This is a genomic window from Burkholderia sp. AU4i (assembly GCF_000466765.1).
GTDB classification, from domain to species: domain Bacteria; phylum Pseudomonadota; class Gammaproteobacteria; order Burkholderiales; family Burkholderiaceae; genus Burkholderia; species Burkholderia cepacia.
In genome coordinates this window covers 1-16,776 of sequence record NZ_ASSI01000177.1, presented here as the reverse complement: position 1 = coordinate 16,776, position 16,776 = coordinate 1, and the positions used below count along the sequence as shown (strand labels likewise).

Genomic DNA, 16,776 nt, shown 5'->3' with positions numbered 1-16,776 from the left:
GGGCGCCGCGGCGGCACCCGGGCGCGTCGAGCGCACCGACGCGCCGCCCCATGCGCCTTCCGGCGCGCCGAGGTTCACGGTCGCGGCCAGCGCCTTGAAATTCTTGCCCCACGAACCCGACCACGGCAGCCCCGTCAGGATGAACGCCACCGTGCCGGCCGCGAGCCAGATGCCGGCCGTCGCGTGGAGGTTTTTCCACAGCGGCCGGCCGCGCAGCGACAGGTCGGGCCGCAATGCGCGCCCGACGCGCGCCGTGCCGCGCGGCCACCACAGTGCGATGCCGGTGCCGATCATCACGAAGGTCCAGCACGCGGCGAGCTCCATCAGCAGTTCGCCCGTCTTGCCGAGCAGCAGCTTGCGATGCAGCATCCGGTCGATCTGCATGAAGCGGTTCTCGACGCTCAGCGTGCCGAGCACGCTACCGTCGTACGGGTTCACGTACACGCTCTCGCGGCTGCCGTCGCGCAGCCGGAATACGTACTCGGCGCTGCGGTCCGGCGCGGTCGAGACCTGGACGGAAACCGGCGTCGCGCCGGCCGGCATTGCGGTGCGTGCACTCGTGAGCAGCGCGTCGGGATCGAGGCGCGGCGTGGCGCGCGGCTCGACGACGAGCCGGTGCGGATACAGCAGCGGCTCGATCTGCGGCTGGAAGCAATACAGCGTGCCCGTGATCGCGAGGATCACCAGGAAAGGCATGACGAACAGGCCGGCATAGAAGTGCCAGCGCCAGAGCGTCCGGTAACCCGCGTGGGCGGAATGGGCGGGCGAGAGGGCCCGCTCGACGGTGGTCGACATGGTGTCAGCTCCTCGTGTTCGTTGAGCGGCCACGCCGGCGCGTGCCGGCGGACGTCAACGTGCGTTGCGCCCGCCTGCGCGCAGCGACGGAGCGGGCGGCGCGGCGCCATGCGCGGACGGTGCGCATGACGGCGTCGCCCGCGCGGTGCGGGCAGGCGGATGAACGCTTGAATCAGGTCGTATGAGACGAACGGCGTGCAGGCCCGTGCATATCGATGCGCGCGGGCCGCGAGGCGGAACCGTCAGCAGAACAGGGGAGGCGCGCGGGAAGGAGGGCGATCGTCGAAGATCGATCGCACGAACGGAAGAGGGGCGACGTGAATCCGGAAGCGCCGCGGGACGGCGCCCGGAAACAGCAGCACCAGCAGCACGAACGACGCGAGCGCCGTGAACAGCGCGGCGCCGAATGCGCACAGGCTGTCGCCGCCTCCGGCGGAAGCCGGGTTGTCGGCGTGCGCGTCATGCTTGAGCGCATCGGCGAGCGCGAGCGCATCGTTGGCCGGCGTGATCGGCGCGCCGGCATCGAAACGGGCCGCCAGCGCGGCCACGTCGACGATCAGCGGGCCGCGGCCCGAACACAGCACCACCGAGCCCGCATCCGGACCGTCCGGATCGAGCATCACGGCGCCCGACATCAGCGCGCGGGACAGCAGCGTCACGAGGAGGAACCCCCACAGAAGCTGTCGCGCGACGCCTGGCCGGAGCAGGAAGCGGCGAAGTGCGTTCATGGCGCGCGATTGTACCTCCGTTTGCGGTGCGGGGCCGCTCGTCACGCTGATGCACGGCATCAGGCCGGCGTGCTGCCGGAAGCGGAGGCGGCGCGCGCGCGGCGGCTATCCGGAACCGGGCGATCCGCTTTCCGGCGGCGCGTTCGCCGGGCCATACGACCAGGTGCCGTCCGCGCGGGCGGTGAGCACGTTGCCCGAGCGCCGGTCGTAGAGATGCCACTGTTCGTCGGCCGGGTCGTCGCCGTATGGCCAGGTCGTCAGCTTGCCGCCGAGGTCGAAGTCGAATGCCCACGAACCCGGCTGGGCGTGCGGCGCGACCGATTGCAGGATCTGTCCGTCGAGACGTTGCACGGCGGCGGCGATGTCGCCGGAGCGGGATTCGCTGTGCGCGAGTTCGAGGCCGTCGAGCGCGATCGACCAGTGGCAGTAGCAGATCCACAGATGCCCGCTGCCGGCGACCGTCACGTGCCGCGACGCGAGCCTGTCCCGGGACGCCGCGGACAGGCCCGGCGAGCCGGCGAGCGGCTCCCTGACATGCAGCGCGGGCTGCCCGAATTCGAACGTGAGAAAGCTGCCCTGGCCTTTCGTCACCGACCAGGCGGGGGTGTCGCAGATGGCCGGCCAGATCCGGTCGAAGTCGGCGGCGTTCACGGCGTGCGTCTCGTGTCGGCGAAACCGGCCCGGGTGTCGTTCGCGGTGTCGTCGTCGCCGGCGAGCAGAGCGGACAGGTCGGCGGGCGACATGCGCCGCATCGCCCGCTCGACGTCGCGATCGTAGCGGCGGTCGTTCGGGTCGAGATGCTTTTGAGCCTTGCGCCCGTAGCGTTTCACGAACACGCCGAGCGCGCCGGCCAGCCGGGATGTCCGGTTCCTGATGCTCATGCGGCGAGATTATCGGGCGTGCGCACGAATCGGGAATGGCCGCCGTGGCCGTGCTTGCCGCCCGCGGCAGCCGCTGCGTCGTGCCGGCTCAGGCCGGATACGCATCGTCGACTTTCAGGTTCGCGAGGCGGAACAGCGTGCGCAGCGTCTGCGGATGAATGTCGCGGTGCGCGGCGAGCGACGTCAGCATGAAGTCGAGCACCTTCGCGTAGCGGAGCAGCACGAGGCAGCGCGCGAGATCGGGCGTGCGGCCGCGCATGTCCTCGGCGAGGTGGACCATTTCGGTCGACAGCGAGCGCGCCATCTCGAGTTCCATCTGCTGTTTTTCGGTCCAGTCGGGCAACGGCTGTTCGAGCAGTTTCGCGAGAAAGAGCTGGAACGACGTGTCGGACGAATTGGGCAGCGCATCCATGAAGGGCCTCGTTGCTTGCGCGAATCGTTCGGGCGTATCCACTGGACGCGCCCGAGGGTGGGTTTGTGTCCGCGCGATGACCGGCGCGGCTGTCTCGCCCGAATGGAATGCAGGTTCCGTACCAGCGCAGCGGGGCGATTGTTGAGCAATGTTGAGCGACGGTGCGATGCCGGGCGGCGAGTCCCGCCGATACTGGATCGTGGCGGCGATCGAGGAGGCCGTCTATCTGCGCGGCGCGATGCATGTCGGGTGCGCGGGGCGGTCCGGCGAAGCGAAATGCTTCACGGATGTAACGTAACGCGGGGATAAATTGCGTCGCGCGTTCCATGGCGGGCCGACGAAACGGGCAGCCGCGCGCCTGCCGCCTGCGCCTGTCAGGCGTTCGCCCGGCCGGAGGCGGCGCTGCGGGATGGCCGCCACCGGCGGCGAAAACCGGCGGCGAACGTGGCGGGTGTTTCAAAACCGAGACGGATTCGCCCACGGCGAGCCGGCTGCACGACCTGTCCAACTGGCCCAGCAAATTGCCGGCCAATTGTCCATGGGCAGACGGCGCGCGTTTGCCAACAATGCGTTGATCATCCCTGCGAGGTTTGACATGAGCGTCCACTCTTTTTTCTCGGCCAACCTGCTGCTGGCCTACACGGCCTATTTCATCGGGACGGCCAGCCCCGGGCCGAGCAATCTCGCGATCATGTCGGTCGCCGCGAACCAGGGCCGCAAGGCGGCGCTCGCGTTTGCGCTCGGCGTGATTTCAGGGTCGATGGTCTGGGCGACGGTGGCGGCGCTCGGCGTGTCGGCCGCGCTGCTGGCGTGGTCGAAGCTGCTGGTCGCGATCAAGATCTTCGGCGGGTTGTACCTGATGTGGCTGGCATTCAAGTCGGGGCGCACGGCATGGTCGGGCAAGGCGGCGACGTCGCTGAACGCAGCGGGCGAGCAACGGCTGGCGCGTTTCTACGTACGCGGCGCAATGCTGCACCTGACCAATCCGAAGGCGATCCTCGTGTGGGTGTCGATCGTCGCGCTGTCGTCGAATGGCGCGGGCGCGTCGCACGGCGCCGTCGTGCCGGGCTGCCTCGTGATCGGGTGCCTGGTGTTCGGCGGCTATGCGCTCGTGTTCTCGATGAACGGCGCGCGCCGGCTGTACGTGCGCGGCCGGCGCGCGATGGAAGCGTGTCTCGCCGTCGTGTTCGGCGTGGCGGGGATTCGGCTGCTGGTGTCGAACGTGTAGCGCATGCGCTCGACATGTGGGCGCACGGCCGGCGCAAGCGGCTCGCGAGTGAGCGAGCCGTGCCGCGCGGCCGCCGTACTCAGAAAATGAAGCCCGTGTTGATGAACTTCGACGTGTGATCCGACACGATCGAATCGAGCAGCTGCTTGCTGCTGTCGGTCTGCTTCGCCGCGACCATCGAGCGGATCGAGAACGCGCGCAGCGCGTCGCTCACCGACAGCGTGCCTTCCGCCGAATCCTTGCGGCCCGCGAACGGGAACACGTCGGGCCCGCGCTGGCACTGGCAGTTGAGGTTCACGCGGCACACCTGGTTCACGAGCGGATCGACGAGCGCGCCAATCTGCACCGGATCGGAGCCGAAGATGCTGACCTGCTGGCCGTGATCCGACGTCGTCACGTAGTCGAGCGCCGTCTCGACGTCGTCGAACGGCGCGACCGGAATGATCGGCCCGAACTGTTCCTCGCGGTACAGTTTCATTCCTTCCGACACCGGGTACACGACGGCCGGATAGAACAGCGTCTTGCTGAACTCGCCGCCCGAATGGTTGACGACCTGCGCGCCCCTGGCCTTCGCGTCGTCGATCGCGTCCGTCATGTAGGCCGTGCGATGCATGCCGGGCAGCGGCGTGATGCTGACACCCTTCTCCCACGGCATGCCGATCTTCAGCTGCTCGAGCGCGGCGGTGAAGCGCTTCAGGAATTCGTCGACGATCGAGCGGTGCACGAGCAGCATCTTCAGCGCGGTGCAGCGCTGGCCGTTGAACGACAGCGCGCCGAGCAGGCACTCCTTCACGGTGAGGTCGAGATCGGCGTCGGGCAGCACGATCGCCGCGTTCTTCGCATCGAGGCCGAGGATCGCGCGCAGCCGGTGCGACTTCGGGTGCTGCTTCTTCAGGTGGTCGGCCACCTTGCTCGAGCCGATCAGCGCGAGCACGTTGATCTTGCCCGACGCGAGCATGTGCGGCACGACCACCGCGCCGGGCGCGTAGATCGTGTTGATCACGCCCTTCGGGAACGCGTCGCGGAACGCCTCGAGCAGCGGCTCGAACAGCAGCGTGCCGTATTGCGGCGGCTTGAACACCACGGTGTTGCCCATCAGCAGCGCGGGGATCAGCGTCGCGAACGTCTCGTTCAGCGGATAGTTGTACGGGCCCATGCACAGCACGACGCCGAGCGGCGTGCGGCGGATCTGGCCGATCGTGCCTTCCGCGATCACGAAGCGCGAGTTCGCGTTGTCGAGCTCCTTCAGCGCGTCGATCGTCTGCGTCATGTACGTGACGGTACGGTCGAACTCCTTCTGCGAATCGGCGAGGCTCTTGCCGATCTCCCACATGATCAGGTTCACCACCAGTTCGCGCTGCGCGACCATCCGCTTGATGAAGTCCTGCATGCACGCGATGCGCTGCTCGACCTTCATCGTCGGCCACTCGCCGCGGCCCGAGTCGTACGCGCGCACCGCGGCGTCGAGCGCCGCGTCGCTTTCCGGCTCGCCCATCACGGGATAGCTGCCGATCTTGACCTGCTCGACGCTGCCGTCCGCCTGTCGCACGCACACGGGCGACAGCACGGTCTTGGTCGCGCCGTCCCACGGGCGCAATTCGCCGTCGACGAGCGACACGCGCTGGTGGATCGGCGAAGCGAGCCGGTACTCGGCGGGGATGTCCTCAAGGGCGGGAAACAGCTGTTGCAGGGAGGCGGAATCGGGCATGACGGTCTCGTTTGACGGGGTGTCCGGGAAGGACGGGCGATGCGAATCCTGAGCTGAGCGATCCTCGATCCTGAATCGGCATGATGACGCGCGCACGACGAAGCGTCACGGGGAAACATGGCCGAATCAGCGAATGGAACCAGTTCCATTAAAAAGGAACGCCGGCGTGAATGCAAGATTTGCCGAATCGTGCCGCATGCCTTGAAAGCATCCGGAAAGACTGTTGCGGAATGCTGGATATAACACGCTGCAGGCACCCGCAAACGTTTCCCTGTGGCCGGATTGCGCGGATAATGGCTCGGCGCGGCGAAGAAAAAAATGTAGCGAACCTGAGAGCACACGCAGTGAACAGAAGAAGATCCGCCGCACCGCCGATGCGAGGTCGGCTGCCCGGAGCGCCGGGTCGGGGTTGCCCGGTCCGGCGCGCACCGGACTTCGCATGCATGCCGTCTGCTTCGACGGATGCTTCGTGATCCTCTCCAGTCTCTTCGTCGTCAAATCCCGATCCCGCCTGGTGCCCGGCCCTTCATCGCCCGATCGGGGGGATGAGTTTCTTTCGTTTTAATTACGCCAAAGCCGCACCAAAGCGCGAAATAGAAAGGTATTCGTCAGGAATGCAGAGCGCCAAGCGCATGCACGTTGCGGGCAGGCGACACGTCGAAAATTTACTAAAAACACGAATCATTCTCGTTTAATATTTCGCTCCGTTACAAGTCGCGACAGAACGTCGCGGCTTGTTTCGAGCCGGTTTCGCCGGCCGGCAGCCACCCGCGCCGGCTGTGCGTCGGCCGGCGGATGCGACGGGGAGATCCCCCGCGCATCGTCTCTTTCACGGAACGCTTCGTCGGTCGATTCGCCGCGTGATGCGCGCGCTGGCCGGATGCGTTTTCGTTCGCCGTTTTTCCTTCAGCCCCTACGTTCACGATGAAACTCAACAAGAGCGCCTGCCATGCGCTTCTGATCGCCACGTCGCTGGCCGGCGCACGCACCTCATTCGCGCAGGCGAGCGACACTGCGGCGACCCTGCCCGCGATCTCCGTCAATGCGGCTGCCGAGCATGCGTCGTACGACGGCGGCCACTCGCGCGCGGCGACCAAGACCGACATGTCGCTGATGGACGTGCCGCAGACGGTGAACGTCGTTCCGCACGCGGTGATCGAGGACCAGAACGCGACGTCGATGCAGGATGCGCTGCGCAACGTGCCGGGCGTCGGTTTTTCGGTCGGCGACGGCCAGCGCGACCAGATCACGATCCGCGGCTTCAACAGCATCACGGACCAGTACGTCGACGGCATCCGCGACGACGCGCTGTACTACCGCGACCTGTCGAACGTCGATCGTGTCGAGGTGCTGAAGGGGCCAGCGGCCGTGCTGTACGGGCGCGGCTCGGCGGGCGGCATCGTGAATCGCGTGCTGAAGCGGCCTGAAGCGAACCCGGTGCGCGACGTGGGCGTGACGCTCGGCACGCGCGGCGAGCGGCGCGGCGAATTCGACCTCGGCTGGAACGCGAACGATGCGGCGCGTTTCCGCATGACCGGCGCGGCCGAGAATTCGAACAGTTTCCGCGACCAGTTCCAGCTCAACCGCCAGGCGATTGCGCCGTCCGCGCAGTTCAAGCTCGATCGCGACACGGTGCTGAACGTCGAATTCGACTACCTGCACGACCGCCGCACGTCAGACCAGGGGCTGCCCGCGTATCTCGGCCGGCCGGTCGACGTGCCGATCAACACGTATTACGGCTCGGCGGACGCGGCGAACAGCTCGTACAACGACATCTCCGCGAAGAGCGCGACGGTGTCGCTCGATCACCGCTTCAGCGATTCGCTGTCGTTTCACGGCGCGATCCGCGCGTACGACTTCTCGCTCGAACGCAAGAACTACGTGACGTACGAGCCGATCAAGACCGCCGCGCACCCGGTCGTCACGCTCGACCAGTCGACGCGCCAGCGCACCGACCACGGCATCGACGGCCTGTTCGAGCTCACGCAGAAGACCTCGCTGTTCGGCATGCGCCACGAGCTGCTGTACGGGCTCGAGCTGTCGCAGCAGCAGAAGTTCGACACGATCTACAGCGTGTCGAAGGTCGCGACCTACGATCTGTTCAATCCGCAGCAGGTGATCCTGCCCGGCGTGCCGACCGGCGCGCGGGCGAAGACGAACGCGTCGACCGTCATCGGGCTCGCGGGCGTCTACGCGCAGGACCTGATCTCGCTGACCGAGCACTGGAAGGTGCTCGCGGGGCTGCGTTTCGACTACCTGAACCAGATCCGCCACGACTACACGTCGTCGAACGTCAACCTCGACCGTACCGATCACGCGTGGAGCCCGCGCGTCGGGCTGATCTACGAACCGCTCGACTGGCTGACGCTGTACGGGTCGTTCAGCCAGTCGTTCTCGCCGCTCGCCGATACGCTGATCAGTGCCGGCGCGTTCGCGAACGGCGCCGCGCTCGCGCCGCAGAAGACCACCGCGTATGAAGTCGGCTCGCGCTTCGACCTCGGCGGCAAGGCGACGGCGAGCGTCGCGCTGTTCGACATGCGCCAGACCAACCAGCAGATCGGCGATCCGAACAATCCCGGCTACGCGTTGCCGATCGGCACGCAGCACGTGCACGGGATGGAGCTGGGCTTCACCGGCGAGATCGCGCCGACGTGGTCGGTGTATGCGGGTTACGCGTACCTGAACGGCACGGTCGACGGCTCGGCGCAATCGACGGCAGCGGGCGTCACGGTGGCGAGCAACACGCCCGGGCTGATGCCGCGCCACAGCGCGAACCTGTGGATCAAGCGCGAACTGCCGTACGGTTTCTATGCGGCGGCCGGCATGCAGTTCCAGTCGGCGCGTTATACGTCGGCGAGCGATCTCGTCACGCTGCCGTCGTTCACCGCGTTCAATCTCGGCGCCGGCTATCGCAGCAAGAAGGTCGACGTGACGCTCACGCTCGACAACCTGTTCGATCGTCGCTACTTCATTGCCGCGCACGGCAATGCGGACCTGTACAACATGCCCGGCGACCCGCGCACGCTCACCGCGACGGTGAAGTGGCACATGTAACGCTCGTCACGCATCACGCGCGCGTTGCGTGACAATGCGGGTCGTCGTCACGATGGCCCGCCTTTCGCTACCCATGATCCGCCAAGCGCTTGATATATCGAACCTGACCGGCCGCGCCCGCACGTTGTGCGCCGTATTGTTGCTGGCGTGCGGCCCGGCCGCGGCGGACGAGCAGCCGATCCTGGCCGATGCCGAGCCGGAATGCCATGCCGTGCATGTCGACCGGACGATCACGCTGTCGGGGCGTTACGCGGTCGATTACGACGATGAAGCGATCGGGCCGGACGTGTGGTTCGAGGATGACGATGCGTCGGCGATGCGCTTGCCCGACCGCTCGCAACGTGCGGGCCTGATCGTTTTCACGAACCAGGACGTTGCGCGGCGCGGGCTGCGGTTGCCCGCCGCGCAGCCGCATGGCGTTTGCCGGCTCGACGGGCGCGCGACGCTCGTGGTCCGCGATCTGTATACCGCGTGCCCGGGGCTGGAAACGCCCGATAGCGCGCGGCTGGTGAAAGTCGTCAAGGCCAGCGTACCGGCGCGGCATGCCTGCAACGCCACCGTGCCCTGACGCCGACGCCACCGCGCCGTTACTCGACGTCCTCGTCATCCTCCAGATCGGCATCCTCTTCCGCGCACTCCGGCGCCGCATACGCGCTCGCCTGCTCGAGCAGCCAGCCGCGAAACAGTTCGAGCGGCTTGCTGTGGCTGAACTCCGTCGGATACACGAGGTAGTACGCCGAATCGCCGACCGTCGCCGCGTCGCACGGCACGACCAGGCCGAGCTGCTGCAACTGTTCCTCGACGAAGAATTTCGGCACGAGCGCGACGCCGAGCCCGGCCGCGGCCGCGCTGATCAGCATCGTGTGCAGCTCGTAGCGCACGCCCTGCATCGTGCGGATGTCCTCGACCCCGTGTGTCTCGAACCACTGCGCCCACGCGCCGGGGCGTGTCGTCGAGTGCAGCAGCGGGTAGGCGAGCAGATCCTCGACGCGCTCGACGGGCCGGTCGAGCAGCGCGGGCGAGCAGATCGGCACGACTTCCTCGCCGAACAGGTAGTCGGACGACGTACCGGGCCAGGTCGGCTTGCCGTAGTGGATCGCGGCCTCGAAGTGCGTGTCCTCGAACGAGAACAGGTCGGTGCGGCTGCCCATGTTCACGCGCACGTCGGGCGTGCGGTCGTAGAAGCTCTTGATGCGCGGGATTAGCCAGTGCGACGCGAAGGTCGGCAGCACCGCCAGCTCCAGGTAGCCGCCGCCGCTGCCGTGCGCGATGATCGACAGCGTGTCGCGGTCGAGCGCCTCCAGCGCGCGGCGCACCTGCGTGCCGTAGAGCTTGCCGGCGCGCGTCAGCACGACGCGCTGCTTCACGCGTGCGAACAGCCGCACGCCGAGGCTGGCTTCCAGCGTCGCGATCTGGCGCGAGACCGCGCTTTCCGTCAGGAACAGCTCCTTGGCCGCGTGCGTGAAGCTCTCGTGGCGGGCGGCGGCTTCGAAAGCCACGAGCGCGCCCATGTTGGGGATCTTGAATTTGCGCATGATGTTCGATTCGTCTGACGGTCAGGCCCGCGCGGCGCCGGGCGGAAGGCGGGGCCGAGGAACGGCTGATAATTCCAAAAACTCATCACGTATCAATTTAATCTCGCTTTACGCCCGGCTGCAACCCTTTGAATAATGCTCCCCACGCAAGGTCAGGCGCCCGCTGGGCGGCCGGCCGACGAGTTGCCGGCACGTTTGCCGGCGGTCCCCCGAGACGAGAATCCTGATGCGCAATCCGAATATCGAGAGCTTGCTGACGAAGCTGCTGGGACAGGCGAAGACCGACGCCCTGTTCTCGACCCTGAACATGCCGGGCATCCTGGAAGAATGGGAAGAAGGTGTCGTGACGCGCGCGGAAATCGCGCAGGCGATGAACATGGCGCTGTTCGAAGGGCTGCTCGAGCGTTCGGCGAACGGCCGCGCTTATACGGCCGACGCGATCGAAAGCGGCGGCTCGGTCTATTTCGACCACGGTGCGCTGCGCACGGTGCGCTGGCCGCATACGGGCGCGCTGCCGCCGGGCGAGGCCGCGTTCACGCGCATCCTGCGTCCGCTCGGCTTCCGCATGAACGGTCGTTACCCGCTCGACAAGCTCGGCATGACGGGCCGCGCGTATGCGCATGAGGACGCGCCGGACGAAATCGCGCAGTTCTTCGTCAGCGAACTGCATCCGGAACGTTTCTCGAAGGAATTCCAGCAGGCCGTGACGAACGTCGTCAGCTCGTCGCGCGATCCGCTGTCGCCGGCGGCCGTCGCGCTGCTGTGGGAAGTCGAGCGCGAAGGCTGGCTGTCGCTCGACGCCGCGCACGCGCTGCTGCCGGAGATCGTCGGTGCGTTCGCGCGCCAGCACGATGTGCCGAACGAACTCGATTACGAAACGCTGCTGCTGGAATCGGCGGAAATGGCGTGGATCGCGACCGAAGGCAACGCGTTCAACCATGCGACCGACCGCGTGGCCGACGTGTTCAAGCTGTCCGACGACGAGAAGGCGAAGGGCCGGCCGATGAAGCCGGAAGTCGAGCGTTCGCGCTCGGGCCGCGTGTTCCAGACCGCGTATCGTGCGGATACCGTCGAGCGCGAGTTCCGCACGCGCGACGGCGGCACGGTGAAGCGCAATGTGCCGGGCTCGTTCTACGAGTTCATCACGCGCAAGCGCACGTTCGACCAGGCGGCGCGCCGCTGGGTGACCGACCTGCGTTTCGATGCGGGCAACGCGCAGGGCATCTTCAAGATGACGGCGAACGCGGCGAAGTAACGACGCGAAAGCGCGGTACGTCGCTTTCGGAAGAGACGAGCGGATCGGGCGGGGCGCAAGGGGGTCCTGCCCGATTTGCGTTGGGGGCTCCGCGATGCCGCGCAATACGCGCGATCGGGCGAATGCCGGATCGCGGCGTCACGGTCATCGATGCGATTGGGGAAAGTGGAAATTGGAAAGCGGCATAGCGGCCGGCGCATGCCGCGCGCCGTGCCGTCAGAACACGTGCGTGATCAGAAAGAACAGCACCAGCAGTCCGACCGGCACGCCGAGCAGCCAGGCGATCAGGTATTTGCCCATGTCGTAGGTCCTGGTGGCCGCGACGCCGTCGGCGCCGCGGCGGTTGGATGAATGTGCTGTCGTGTCACAGCTCGCGGTCGAATTCCTTCAGCTGCTTCTCGGCCGCGTCGCGGGCGATCCCGTACCGTTCCTGGATCTTCCCGGCGAGATACTCGCGATTGCCGTCGGCGACGGCCAGGTCGTCGTCGGTCAGCTTGCCCCACTTGGCCTTCAGCTTGCCGGTGAGCTGCTTCCACTGGCCCTTGATCTTGTCCTCGTTCATCATGTGCTCCTTGTCGTGCAGGGATAAAAAGCGCGGCGGCGTGCCGCGCCGGGAGGTCAGGCCTTCGCCTTCAGGCCGGATGCGTCGACGTGCTTCACGCCCTTGACCGCGCGCGACACGGCGATCGCCTTCTTCACGGCGATCTTCGTCGGCAGCACGCCTGTCAGCGTGACGACGCCGTCGACGGTCTTCACGCTGATGTCGACGCTCTTCAGGCCGTCGGTGGCGGCCAGCTGGCCCTTCACCTTGGTCGTGATCCATGTGTCGGTGACGGGCTGGTTCGATTCGGTCTTCACGCCGTTGTCGGTGGATGCGTCCTGCGCAACCGCGTTCGTGAGCGGCGCGGCGCCAAGCAGGAAAGCCGCGCTGACGGCGAGCAGTGTCGAAAGGGGCGAGATTTTGTTCATTGATGTTCTCCTTCGATTGATGGGGTGAGTGGACCGATCGTGGAGCACGGATCGTGCCGCGCGTTACTACCGCGTGACTTCATTACCCGGCGATCGGCGTGTCGTAGCCGGGCTCGCGCGGCGGCATGTCCGGGCGCGGCACGTCGGGCGGCAGCGGAACCGGCGGATCGGTGCCGGGCGGCGGTTCGGGCGGGTTGTCCGGAGGCGGTTCAGGCCGCGTCGGATCGGGTGTCTGATGCAGCTTCATCGTGCTTCTCCTCTGCGGTTCGGATGGCAGCGCATGAGCGCCGATGCAGAACCAGCGTACCGGGTCGAACGTGCACGGGCATCGCGCAAATTCACCTGATCGGCTAGTGCGTTTGCACGGGGGCGTCGTGAAGGGGAGGAGGGGCGCCCGCGGGTTGCGGCGCGCGCAAAGCAGGCGCGGAGAATGCTTCGGGGATCGGCGGGATGCCGCACGGTGGCGGCACGCGATGCGAATGTACTATGGCGGTTAGTGCATCCGCGCCTGTCGCGCACGGATGCGGCGCGCGATCATCGCCACACGCGCCGGCCGGCGCGTGCCGACGAAGCTGCAACCGGGCCGGCGGTCATGCTGACGACATGGACAACCATTCGATGAACGAACAGGTAAACGAACAGGCGCTGAAGTCGCATACCGACCGGCGCCAGCTGCACCAGATCATCGCGGGGCTCACCGAGGGCGTGATCCTGGTCGAGCCCGACCAGCGGATCGTCTGGGCGAACGAGGCCGCGCTCGCGATGCACGGCGTGACCGAGCTGAAGGCGCTCGGCGAGACCGTCACCGATTACCGCGAGCGCTTCCGGCTGCGCTACCGGAACAACCATCCGGTGCGCGACGGCCACTATCCGATGGATCGCGTGATCGCGGGCGAGGAGTTCAGCGACGTGACGGTCGAAGTGGAATCGGCCGCCGACGAAACCGTGAGCTGGGTCCACCGCATCCGCAGCCTCGTGCTGACGAACGCGGCCGGCGAACCCGACTGCCTCGCGCTGGTGCTGCACGACGCGACCGAATGGGCGAGCGCCGAGGAGCGCTTCGAGCGCACCTTCAACGCGAACCCGGCGCCGGCCGTGATCTGCCGGCTCGACGACCTGCGCTACGTGAAGGTCAACCAGGGTTTTCTGGACATGACCGGCCACGCGCGCGACGACGTGCTCGGCCGCTCGGTGTACGAGGTCGACGTGCTCGAACAGGCCGAACGGCGCGAGCTCGCGATCGAGCGGCTCGGCGAAGGCGCGACGATTCCGCAGATGGAGGCCGTGCTGAAACTCGCGGACGGCAGCACGAAGGCCGTGGTCGTCGCCGGGCAGCCGATCGACATGAACGACGAGGCATGCATGCTGTTTACGTTCATGGATCTCGAGCCGCGCAAGCAGGCCGAGCGCGCGCTGCGGCAGAGCGAGGAACGCTTCGCGACGGCGTTCCGGATGGCGCCGGTCGCCACCGCGATCGTCACGGCCGACCGCTTCGAATTGCTCGACGTGAACGACGCGTTCGCCGCGATGACGGGCCATGCGCAGGACGACCTGCTCGGCAAATCCGCGGAGGAAATCGGGTTGTGGGCCGAACGCGGCGCGTGGCAGCGCATCGAAGGCCGGCTCGCGCGCGACGGCAACGTGCGCAACGCCGACGTGCAGATTCGCACGCGCGACGGTGACGTGCGCGATTGCGTCGTGTCGGCCGACCCCGTCGCGATACACGGGCGCGACTGCCTGCTCGTCGCGCTGCTCGACATCAGCGATCGCAAGCGCACGGAGATGGAACTCGTGTACGCGATCGAAACGGCGATGCAGGATGCGTCATGGTTCAGCCGCACGCTGATCGAGAAGCTGGCGAACGTGCGGCGCGCGAACGCGCCGGATGCGGGCGCGCAACTGTCGGACCTGACCGCGCGCGAGCGCGACGTGTTCGACCTGCTGTGCCACGGTCTCGCCGACAAGGAAATCGCCGGCCGCCTCGGGCTCGCGCCGAACACCGTGCGCAATCACGTCGCGACGATCTACGCGAAGCTCGACGTGCACAGTCGCGCCGAGGCGATCGTGTGGGCGCGCGAACGCGGGATCGTCGGCGCGGCCGATGCGAACGGCACGCGCGGCGCGAAGGCGGGCGAGAACGGCAAGGACTGACGCCGTCGGTACGAATGCACCATGCGCGCTGGTGCATCCGCATCTGCCGCGCGCGGCGCCCGCTTGCGATCCTGTCCACTCGGCGGTGCGGCGCTGGCCGTCACGCCGCCGGTTCTCCCCAACCATCGCAGGAGACGACCATGGACAGGAATCGGATCGAAGGCAAGCTGAAACAGGTCAAGGGTTCGGTCAAGGAAGCGCTCGGCAAGGTCACGGGCGACCGCAAGACGGAACTGGAAGGCGTCGCCGAACAGCAGGCCGGCAAGCTTCAGGAGCAGGCCGGCGAGGCGGCGGATGCGGCGCGCAAGCAGACGGACGCCGATCGGCACTGACCGATGACGCGGCGCCGCGGGCGTCGCGGTGGCCGGCCGGGCCGTCATCGCAACGATGATGCGCTGCCGGCATGACCACGACCGGCCTTGATGGACGGGCGCCGGCGCCGCTTCCCATGAAAACTGCCTGCCCGCGGTTCACGGTTGCGCGGGCCGCGGGCCGGCCGCGCATGCGGAACTTGATGACAAATCCTCACAACATAGTTCCGATATTTCGTTTGCTGCACGGGTATTGGCTGCCCACAATCCATTCACCTCTTTCGCGATGAAAGGCTCTTCGGAGACGGAGCTGCGGCGATCGACCGGCCGGGTGCGTTGCACGACGCCCCGGTAGCGGACGAGACGACCGGCACGCGAGAGGGCGCCGACGCGCGGTGGTCGCGCGTTGCATCCCGGCCCCCAGAACAAGGATTGTCATGACGTTCCGCATTCGTTCGCTTTCCGGCGTCGCATTGACCGCCGCGATTCTCGCGCTCCAGACGGGCGCGGCCCACGCGCAGGAGACGGTCGTCAAGGTCGGCGTCGCCGGCCCGCTGACGGGAGGCGGCGCCGCCTACGGCAAGGACATCGAGAACGGCGTGCGCATGGCCGTCGACGAAGCGAATGCCGCGCATCCGACGGTGGGCGGCAAGCCGGTGAAGTTCGTCGTCGCGTCGCAGGACGACCAGAGCGATCCGCGCACCGGCGTGCAGGCCGCGCAGCAACTCGCCGACGCGCAGGTGGCCGTCGTGATCGGCCACTTCAATTCGGGCACGACGCTGCCCGCGTCGAAGATCTACGCGAAGGCCGGCATTCCGATGATCACGCCGTCGGCGACCAATCCCGACATCACGCGCGCCGGGCTCGGCACCGTGTATCGCGTGATCGCGACCGATACGCAGAACGCCGGCAATGCAGGCGCCTATGCGGCGAGCGTGACCAAGGCGAAGCGCATCGCGATCATCGACGACCGCACGGCGTTCGGCCAGGGCGAAGCCGACGAATTCGAGAAGGCCGTGAAGGCGAACGGCGGCACGATCGTCGCGCGCGAATTCACGAACGACAAGGCGGTGGATTTCAGCGCGCAGCTCACGAAGATCAAGAGCACCAACGCCGATCTCGTGTTCTTCGGCGGCCTCGACGCGCAGGCCGCGATGCTCGTGAAACGCATGCGCCAGCTCGGCATTCGCGCGCAGTTCCTCGCGGGCGGCGGCGTGATGAACGCGAACTTCATCAAGCTGGCCGGCAACGCGGCGGAAGGCGCGGCCGTGTGGGAATACGGGCAGCCGCTGTCGCGTCTCGCGAAGGGCAAGACGTTCGAAACGAAATTCCGGCAGAAGTACGGTGTCGACATGCTCGCGTATGCGCCGTTCGCGTACGACGCGACGTGGATCGCGATCAACGCGATGCAGAAGGCGAACTCGACGAAGCCGGCCGATTTCAACGGCGCGCTGAAGGGCACGCGCTACGACGGCATCACGGGCACGATCGCGTTCACGAACACGGGCGACCTGAAGAACCCGAGCTCGACGCTGTACGAGGTGAAGAACGCCGCGTGGCAGCCCGTCACGACGAAATCGGCGGATTGAACGCAACAGGCGCGCGCGGACTTTCGCGGTGCTGCCGGACGTGCTGAAATGCCATCGGCGATCGGTTGCGATCGCGGCGCACGCCGGTGCGGCAGCCGCACGAGTCCGCCCGCGCGGCGCCGCGTGCGACGCGGCACGAACAACCCACGGGCGCGGCCGG

Annotated in this window: 18 protein-coding genes; 8 read left to right on the top strand and 10 right to left on the bottom strand. The window is 67.2% G+C overall.

Annotated elements, in window-relative coordinates; all coding sequences use genetic code 11:
• The 5 genes from L810_RS33370 to L810_RS33350 form a co-directional block, all read right to left on the bottom strand.
• Positions 1-795 (bottom strand): PepSY-associated TM helix domain-containing protein (locus L810_RS33370; protein ID WP_042977176.1); only part of this gene is annotated, 795 nt, incomplete at its 3' end.
• Positions 796-1,037: 242 nt separating this feature from the next.
• A complete protein-coding gene (locus L810_RS33365) occupies positions 1,038-1,523 on the bottom strand; it encodes a hypothetical protein (protein ID WP_042977181.1) in 486 nt (161 codons plus the stop codon).
• 105 nt (positions 1,524-1,628) lie between these two features.
• On the bottom strand, positions 1,629-2,174 hold the full coding sequence (locus tag L810_RS33360) for a hypothetical protein (RefSeq protein ID WP_021162628.1): 546 nt from the start codon (positions 2,172-2,174) through the stop codon (positions 1,629-1,631).
• Complete coding sequence (locus L810_RS33355; protein WP_021162627.1) at positions 2,171-2,404, bottom strand: hypothetical protein; 234 nt, start codon at positions 2,402-2,404, stop codon at positions 2,171-2,173. The genes L810_RS33360 and L810_RS33355 overlap by 4 nt, the downstream gene beginning before the upstream one ends.
• An 88-nt stretch (positions 2,405-2,492) precedes the next feature.
• Entirely contained in the window at positions 2,493-2,816 is a 324-nt protein-coding gene (locus L810_RS33350; protein WP_021162626.1) for a hypothetical protein, read from the bottom strand.
• Positions 2,817-2,964: 148 nt separating this feature from the next.
• On the opposite strand from L810_RS33350, the gene L810_RS48560 reads away from it, so the two are divergent.
• Both L810_RS48560 and L810_RS33345 read left to right on the top strand, forming a co-directional pair.
• Complete coding sequence (locus L810_RS48560; protein ID WP_021162625.1) at positions 2,965-3,114, top strand: hypothetical protein; 150 nt, start codon at positions 2,965-2,967, stop codon at positions 3,112-3,114.
• Between the two features lie 297 nt (positions 3,115-3,411).
• Positions 3,412-4,044 carry a LysE family translocator gene (locus tag L810_RS33345; protein ID WP_042977173.1) on the top strand — a complete coding sequence of 211 codons (633 nt, stop codon included), beginning with the start codon at positions 3,412-3,414 and terminating at the stop codon, positions 4,042-4,044.
• A 79-nt stretch (positions 4,045-4,123) separates the two neighbouring features.
• On the opposite strand, the gene L810_RS33340 is transcribed toward L810_RS33345, so the two are convergent.
• The gene (locus tag L810_RS33340; protein ID WP_021162623.1) at positions 4,124-5,752 is read right to left on the bottom strand and encodes an NADP-dependent glyceraldehyde-3-phosphate dehydrogenase; all 1,629 of its coding nucleotides are present in this window, start codon (positions 5,750-5,752) and stop codon (positions 4,124-4,126) included.
• 924 nt (positions 5,753-6,676) lie between these two features.
• On the opposite strand from L810_RS33340, the gene L810_RS33335 reads away from it, so the two are divergent.
• The gene (locus L810_RS33335; protein ID WP_021162621.1) at positions 6,677-8,806 is read left to right on the top strand and encodes a TonB-dependent receptor; all 2,130 of its coding nucleotides are present in this window, start codon (positions 6,677-6,679) and stop codon (positions 8,804-8,806) included.
• A gap of 73 nt (positions 8,807-8,879) precedes the next feature.
• Entirely contained in the window at positions 8,880-9,374 is a 495-nt protein-coding gene (locus L810_RS33330) for a hypothetical protein (RefSeq protein ID WP_021162620.1), read from the top strand.
• Between the two features lie 19 nt (positions 9,375-9,393).
• Here L810_RS33330 and L810_RS33325 read toward each other — a convergent pair whose 3' ends face one another.
• Complete coding sequence (locus L810_RS33325; protein WP_021162619.1) at positions 9,394-10,341, bottom strand: LysR family transcriptional regulator; 948 nt, start codon at positions 10,339-10,341, stop codon at positions 9,394-9,396.
• Positions 10,342-10,567: 226 nt separating this feature from the next.
• Between L810_RS33325 and L810_RS33320 the strand changes: the two genes are divergently transcribed.
• Positions 10,568-11,596 (top strand): DUF1338 domain-containing protein, encoded by a 1,029-nt coding sequence (locus tag L810_RS33320; RefSeq protein ID WP_021162618.1) that lies wholly within the window; start codon positions 10,568-10,570, stop codon positions 11,594-11,596.
• A gap of 364 nt (positions 11,597-11,960) precedes the next feature.
• Here the strand turns inward: L810_RS33320 and L810_RS33315 are convergent, their stop codons facing one another.
• The 3 genes from L810_RS33315 to L810_RS48555 all read right to left on the bottom strand — a co-directional run bounded on the left by L810_RS33315 (position 11,961) and on the right by L810_RS48555 (position 12,812).
• Entirely contained in the window at positions 11,961-12,158 is a 198-nt protein-coding gene (locus L810_RS33315; protein ID WP_021162617.1) for a CsbD family protein, read from the bottom strand.
• 56 nt (positions 12,159-12,214) lie between these two features.
• Complete coding sequence (locus tag L810_RS33310) at positions 12,215-12,565, bottom strand: BON domain-containing protein (protein ID WP_021162616.1); 351 nt, start codon at positions 12,563-12,565, stop codon at positions 12,215-12,217.
• Between the two features lie 82 nt (positions 12,566-12,647).
• On the bottom strand, positions 12,648-12,812 hold the full coding sequence (locus tag L810_RS48555; RefSeq protein ID WP_021162615.1) for a hypothetical protein: 165 nt from the start codon (positions 12,810-12,812) through the stop codon (positions 12,648-12,650).
• A 371-nt stretch (positions 12,813-13,183) separates the two neighbouring features.
• Here L810_RS48555 and L810_RS33305 point away from each other — a divergent pair, with 371 nt between their 5' ends.
• From L810_RS33305 to L810_RS33295, 3 genes are all read left to right on the top strand, one after another.
• The gene (locus L810_RS33305) at positions 13,184-14,716 is read left to right on the top strand and encodes a PAS domain S-box protein (RefSeq protein ID WP_021162613.1); all 1,533 of its coding nucleotides are present in this window, start codon (positions 13,184-13,186) and stop codon (positions 14,714-14,716) included.
• 140 nt (positions 14,717-14,856) lie between these two features.
• A complete protein-coding gene (locus tag L810_RS33300; protein ID WP_021162612.1) occupies positions 14,857-15,048 on the top strand; it encodes a CsbD family protein in 192 nt (63 codons plus the stop codon).
• A 416-nt stretch (positions 15,049-15,464) separates the two neighbouring features.
• Positions 15,465-16,616 carry a branched-chain amino acid ABC transporter substrate-binding protein gene (locus L810_RS33295; protein WP_021162611.1) on the top strand — a complete coding sequence of 384 codons (1,152 nt, stop codon included), beginning with the start codon at positions 15,465-15,467 and terminating at the stop codon, positions 16,614-16,616.
• The last annotated feature ends 160 nt before the right edge of the window (positions 16,617-16,776 follow it).

What these genes read in the sequence shown, in the direction of transcription:
- L810_RS33365 (WP_042977181.1), bottom strand. Translation starts at nt 1,523, where the DNA reads ATGAACGCACTTCGCCGCTTCCTGCTCCGGCCAGGCGTCGCGCGACAG.
- L810_RS33355 (WP_021162627.1), bottom strand. Translation starts at nt 2,404, where the DNA reads ATGAGCATCAGGAACCGGACATCCCGGCTGGCCGGCGCGCTCGGCGTG.
- L810_RS33350 (WP_021162626.1), bottom strand. Translation starts at nt 2,816, where the DNA reads ATGGATGCGCTGCCCAATTCGTCCGACACGTCGTTCCAGCTCTTTCTC.
- L810_RS48560 (WP_021162625.1), top strand. Translation starts at nt 2,965, where the DNA reads ATGTTGAGCGACGGTGCGATGCCGGGCGGCGAGTCCCGCCGATACTGG.
- L810_RS33345 (WP_042977173.1), top strand. Translation starts at nt 3,412, where the DNA reads ATGAGCGTCCACTCTTTTTTCTCGGCCAACCTGCTGCTGGCCTACACG.
- L810_RS33340 (WP_021162623.1), bottom strand. Translation starts at nt 5,752, where the DNA reads ATGCCCGATTCCGCCTCCCTGCAACAGCTGTTTCCCGCCCTTGAGGAC.
- L810_RS33335 (WP_021162621.1), top strand. Translation starts at nt 6,677, where the DNA reads ATGAAACTCAACAAGAGCGCCTGCCATGCGCTTCTGATCGCCACGTCG.
- L810_RS33330 (WP_021162620.1), top strand. Translation starts at nt 8,880, where the DNA reads ATGATCCGCCAAGCGCTTGATATATCGAACCTGACCGGCCGCGCCCGC.
- L810_RS33325 (WP_021162619.1), bottom strand. Translation starts at nt 10,341, where the DNA reads ATGCGCAAATTCAAGATCCCCAACATGGGCGCGCTCGTGGCTTTCGAA.
- L810_RS33320 (WP_021162618.1), top strand. Translation starts at nt 10,568, where the DNA reads ATGCGCAATCCGAATATCGAGAGCTTGCTGACGAAGCTGCTGGGACAG.
- L810_RS33315 (WP_021162617.1), bottom strand. Translation starts at nt 12,158, where the DNA reads ATGAACGAGGACAAGATCAAGGGCCAGTGGAAGCAGCTCACCGGCAAG.
- L810_RS33310 (WP_021162616.1), bottom strand. Translation starts at nt 12,565, where the DNA reads ATGAACAAAATCTCGCCCCTTTCGACACTGCTCGCCGTCAGCGCGGCT.
- L810_RS48555 (WP_021162615.1), bottom strand. Translation starts at nt 12,812, where the DNA reads ATGAAGCTGCATCAGACACCCGATCCGACGCGGCCTGAACCGCCTCCG.
- L810_RS33305 (WP_021162613.1), top strand. Translation starts at nt 13,184, where the DNA reads ATGAACGAACAGGTAAACGAACAGGCGCTGAAGTCGCATACCGACCGG.
- L810_RS33300 (WP_021162612.1), top strand. Translation starts at nt 14,857, where the DNA reads ATGGACAGGAATCGGATCGAAGGCAAGCTGAAACAGGTCAAGGGTTCG.
- L810_RS33295 (WP_021162611.1), top strand. Translation starts at nt 15,465, where the DNA reads ATGACGTTCCGCATTCGTTCGCTTTCCGGCGTCGCATTGACCGCCGCG.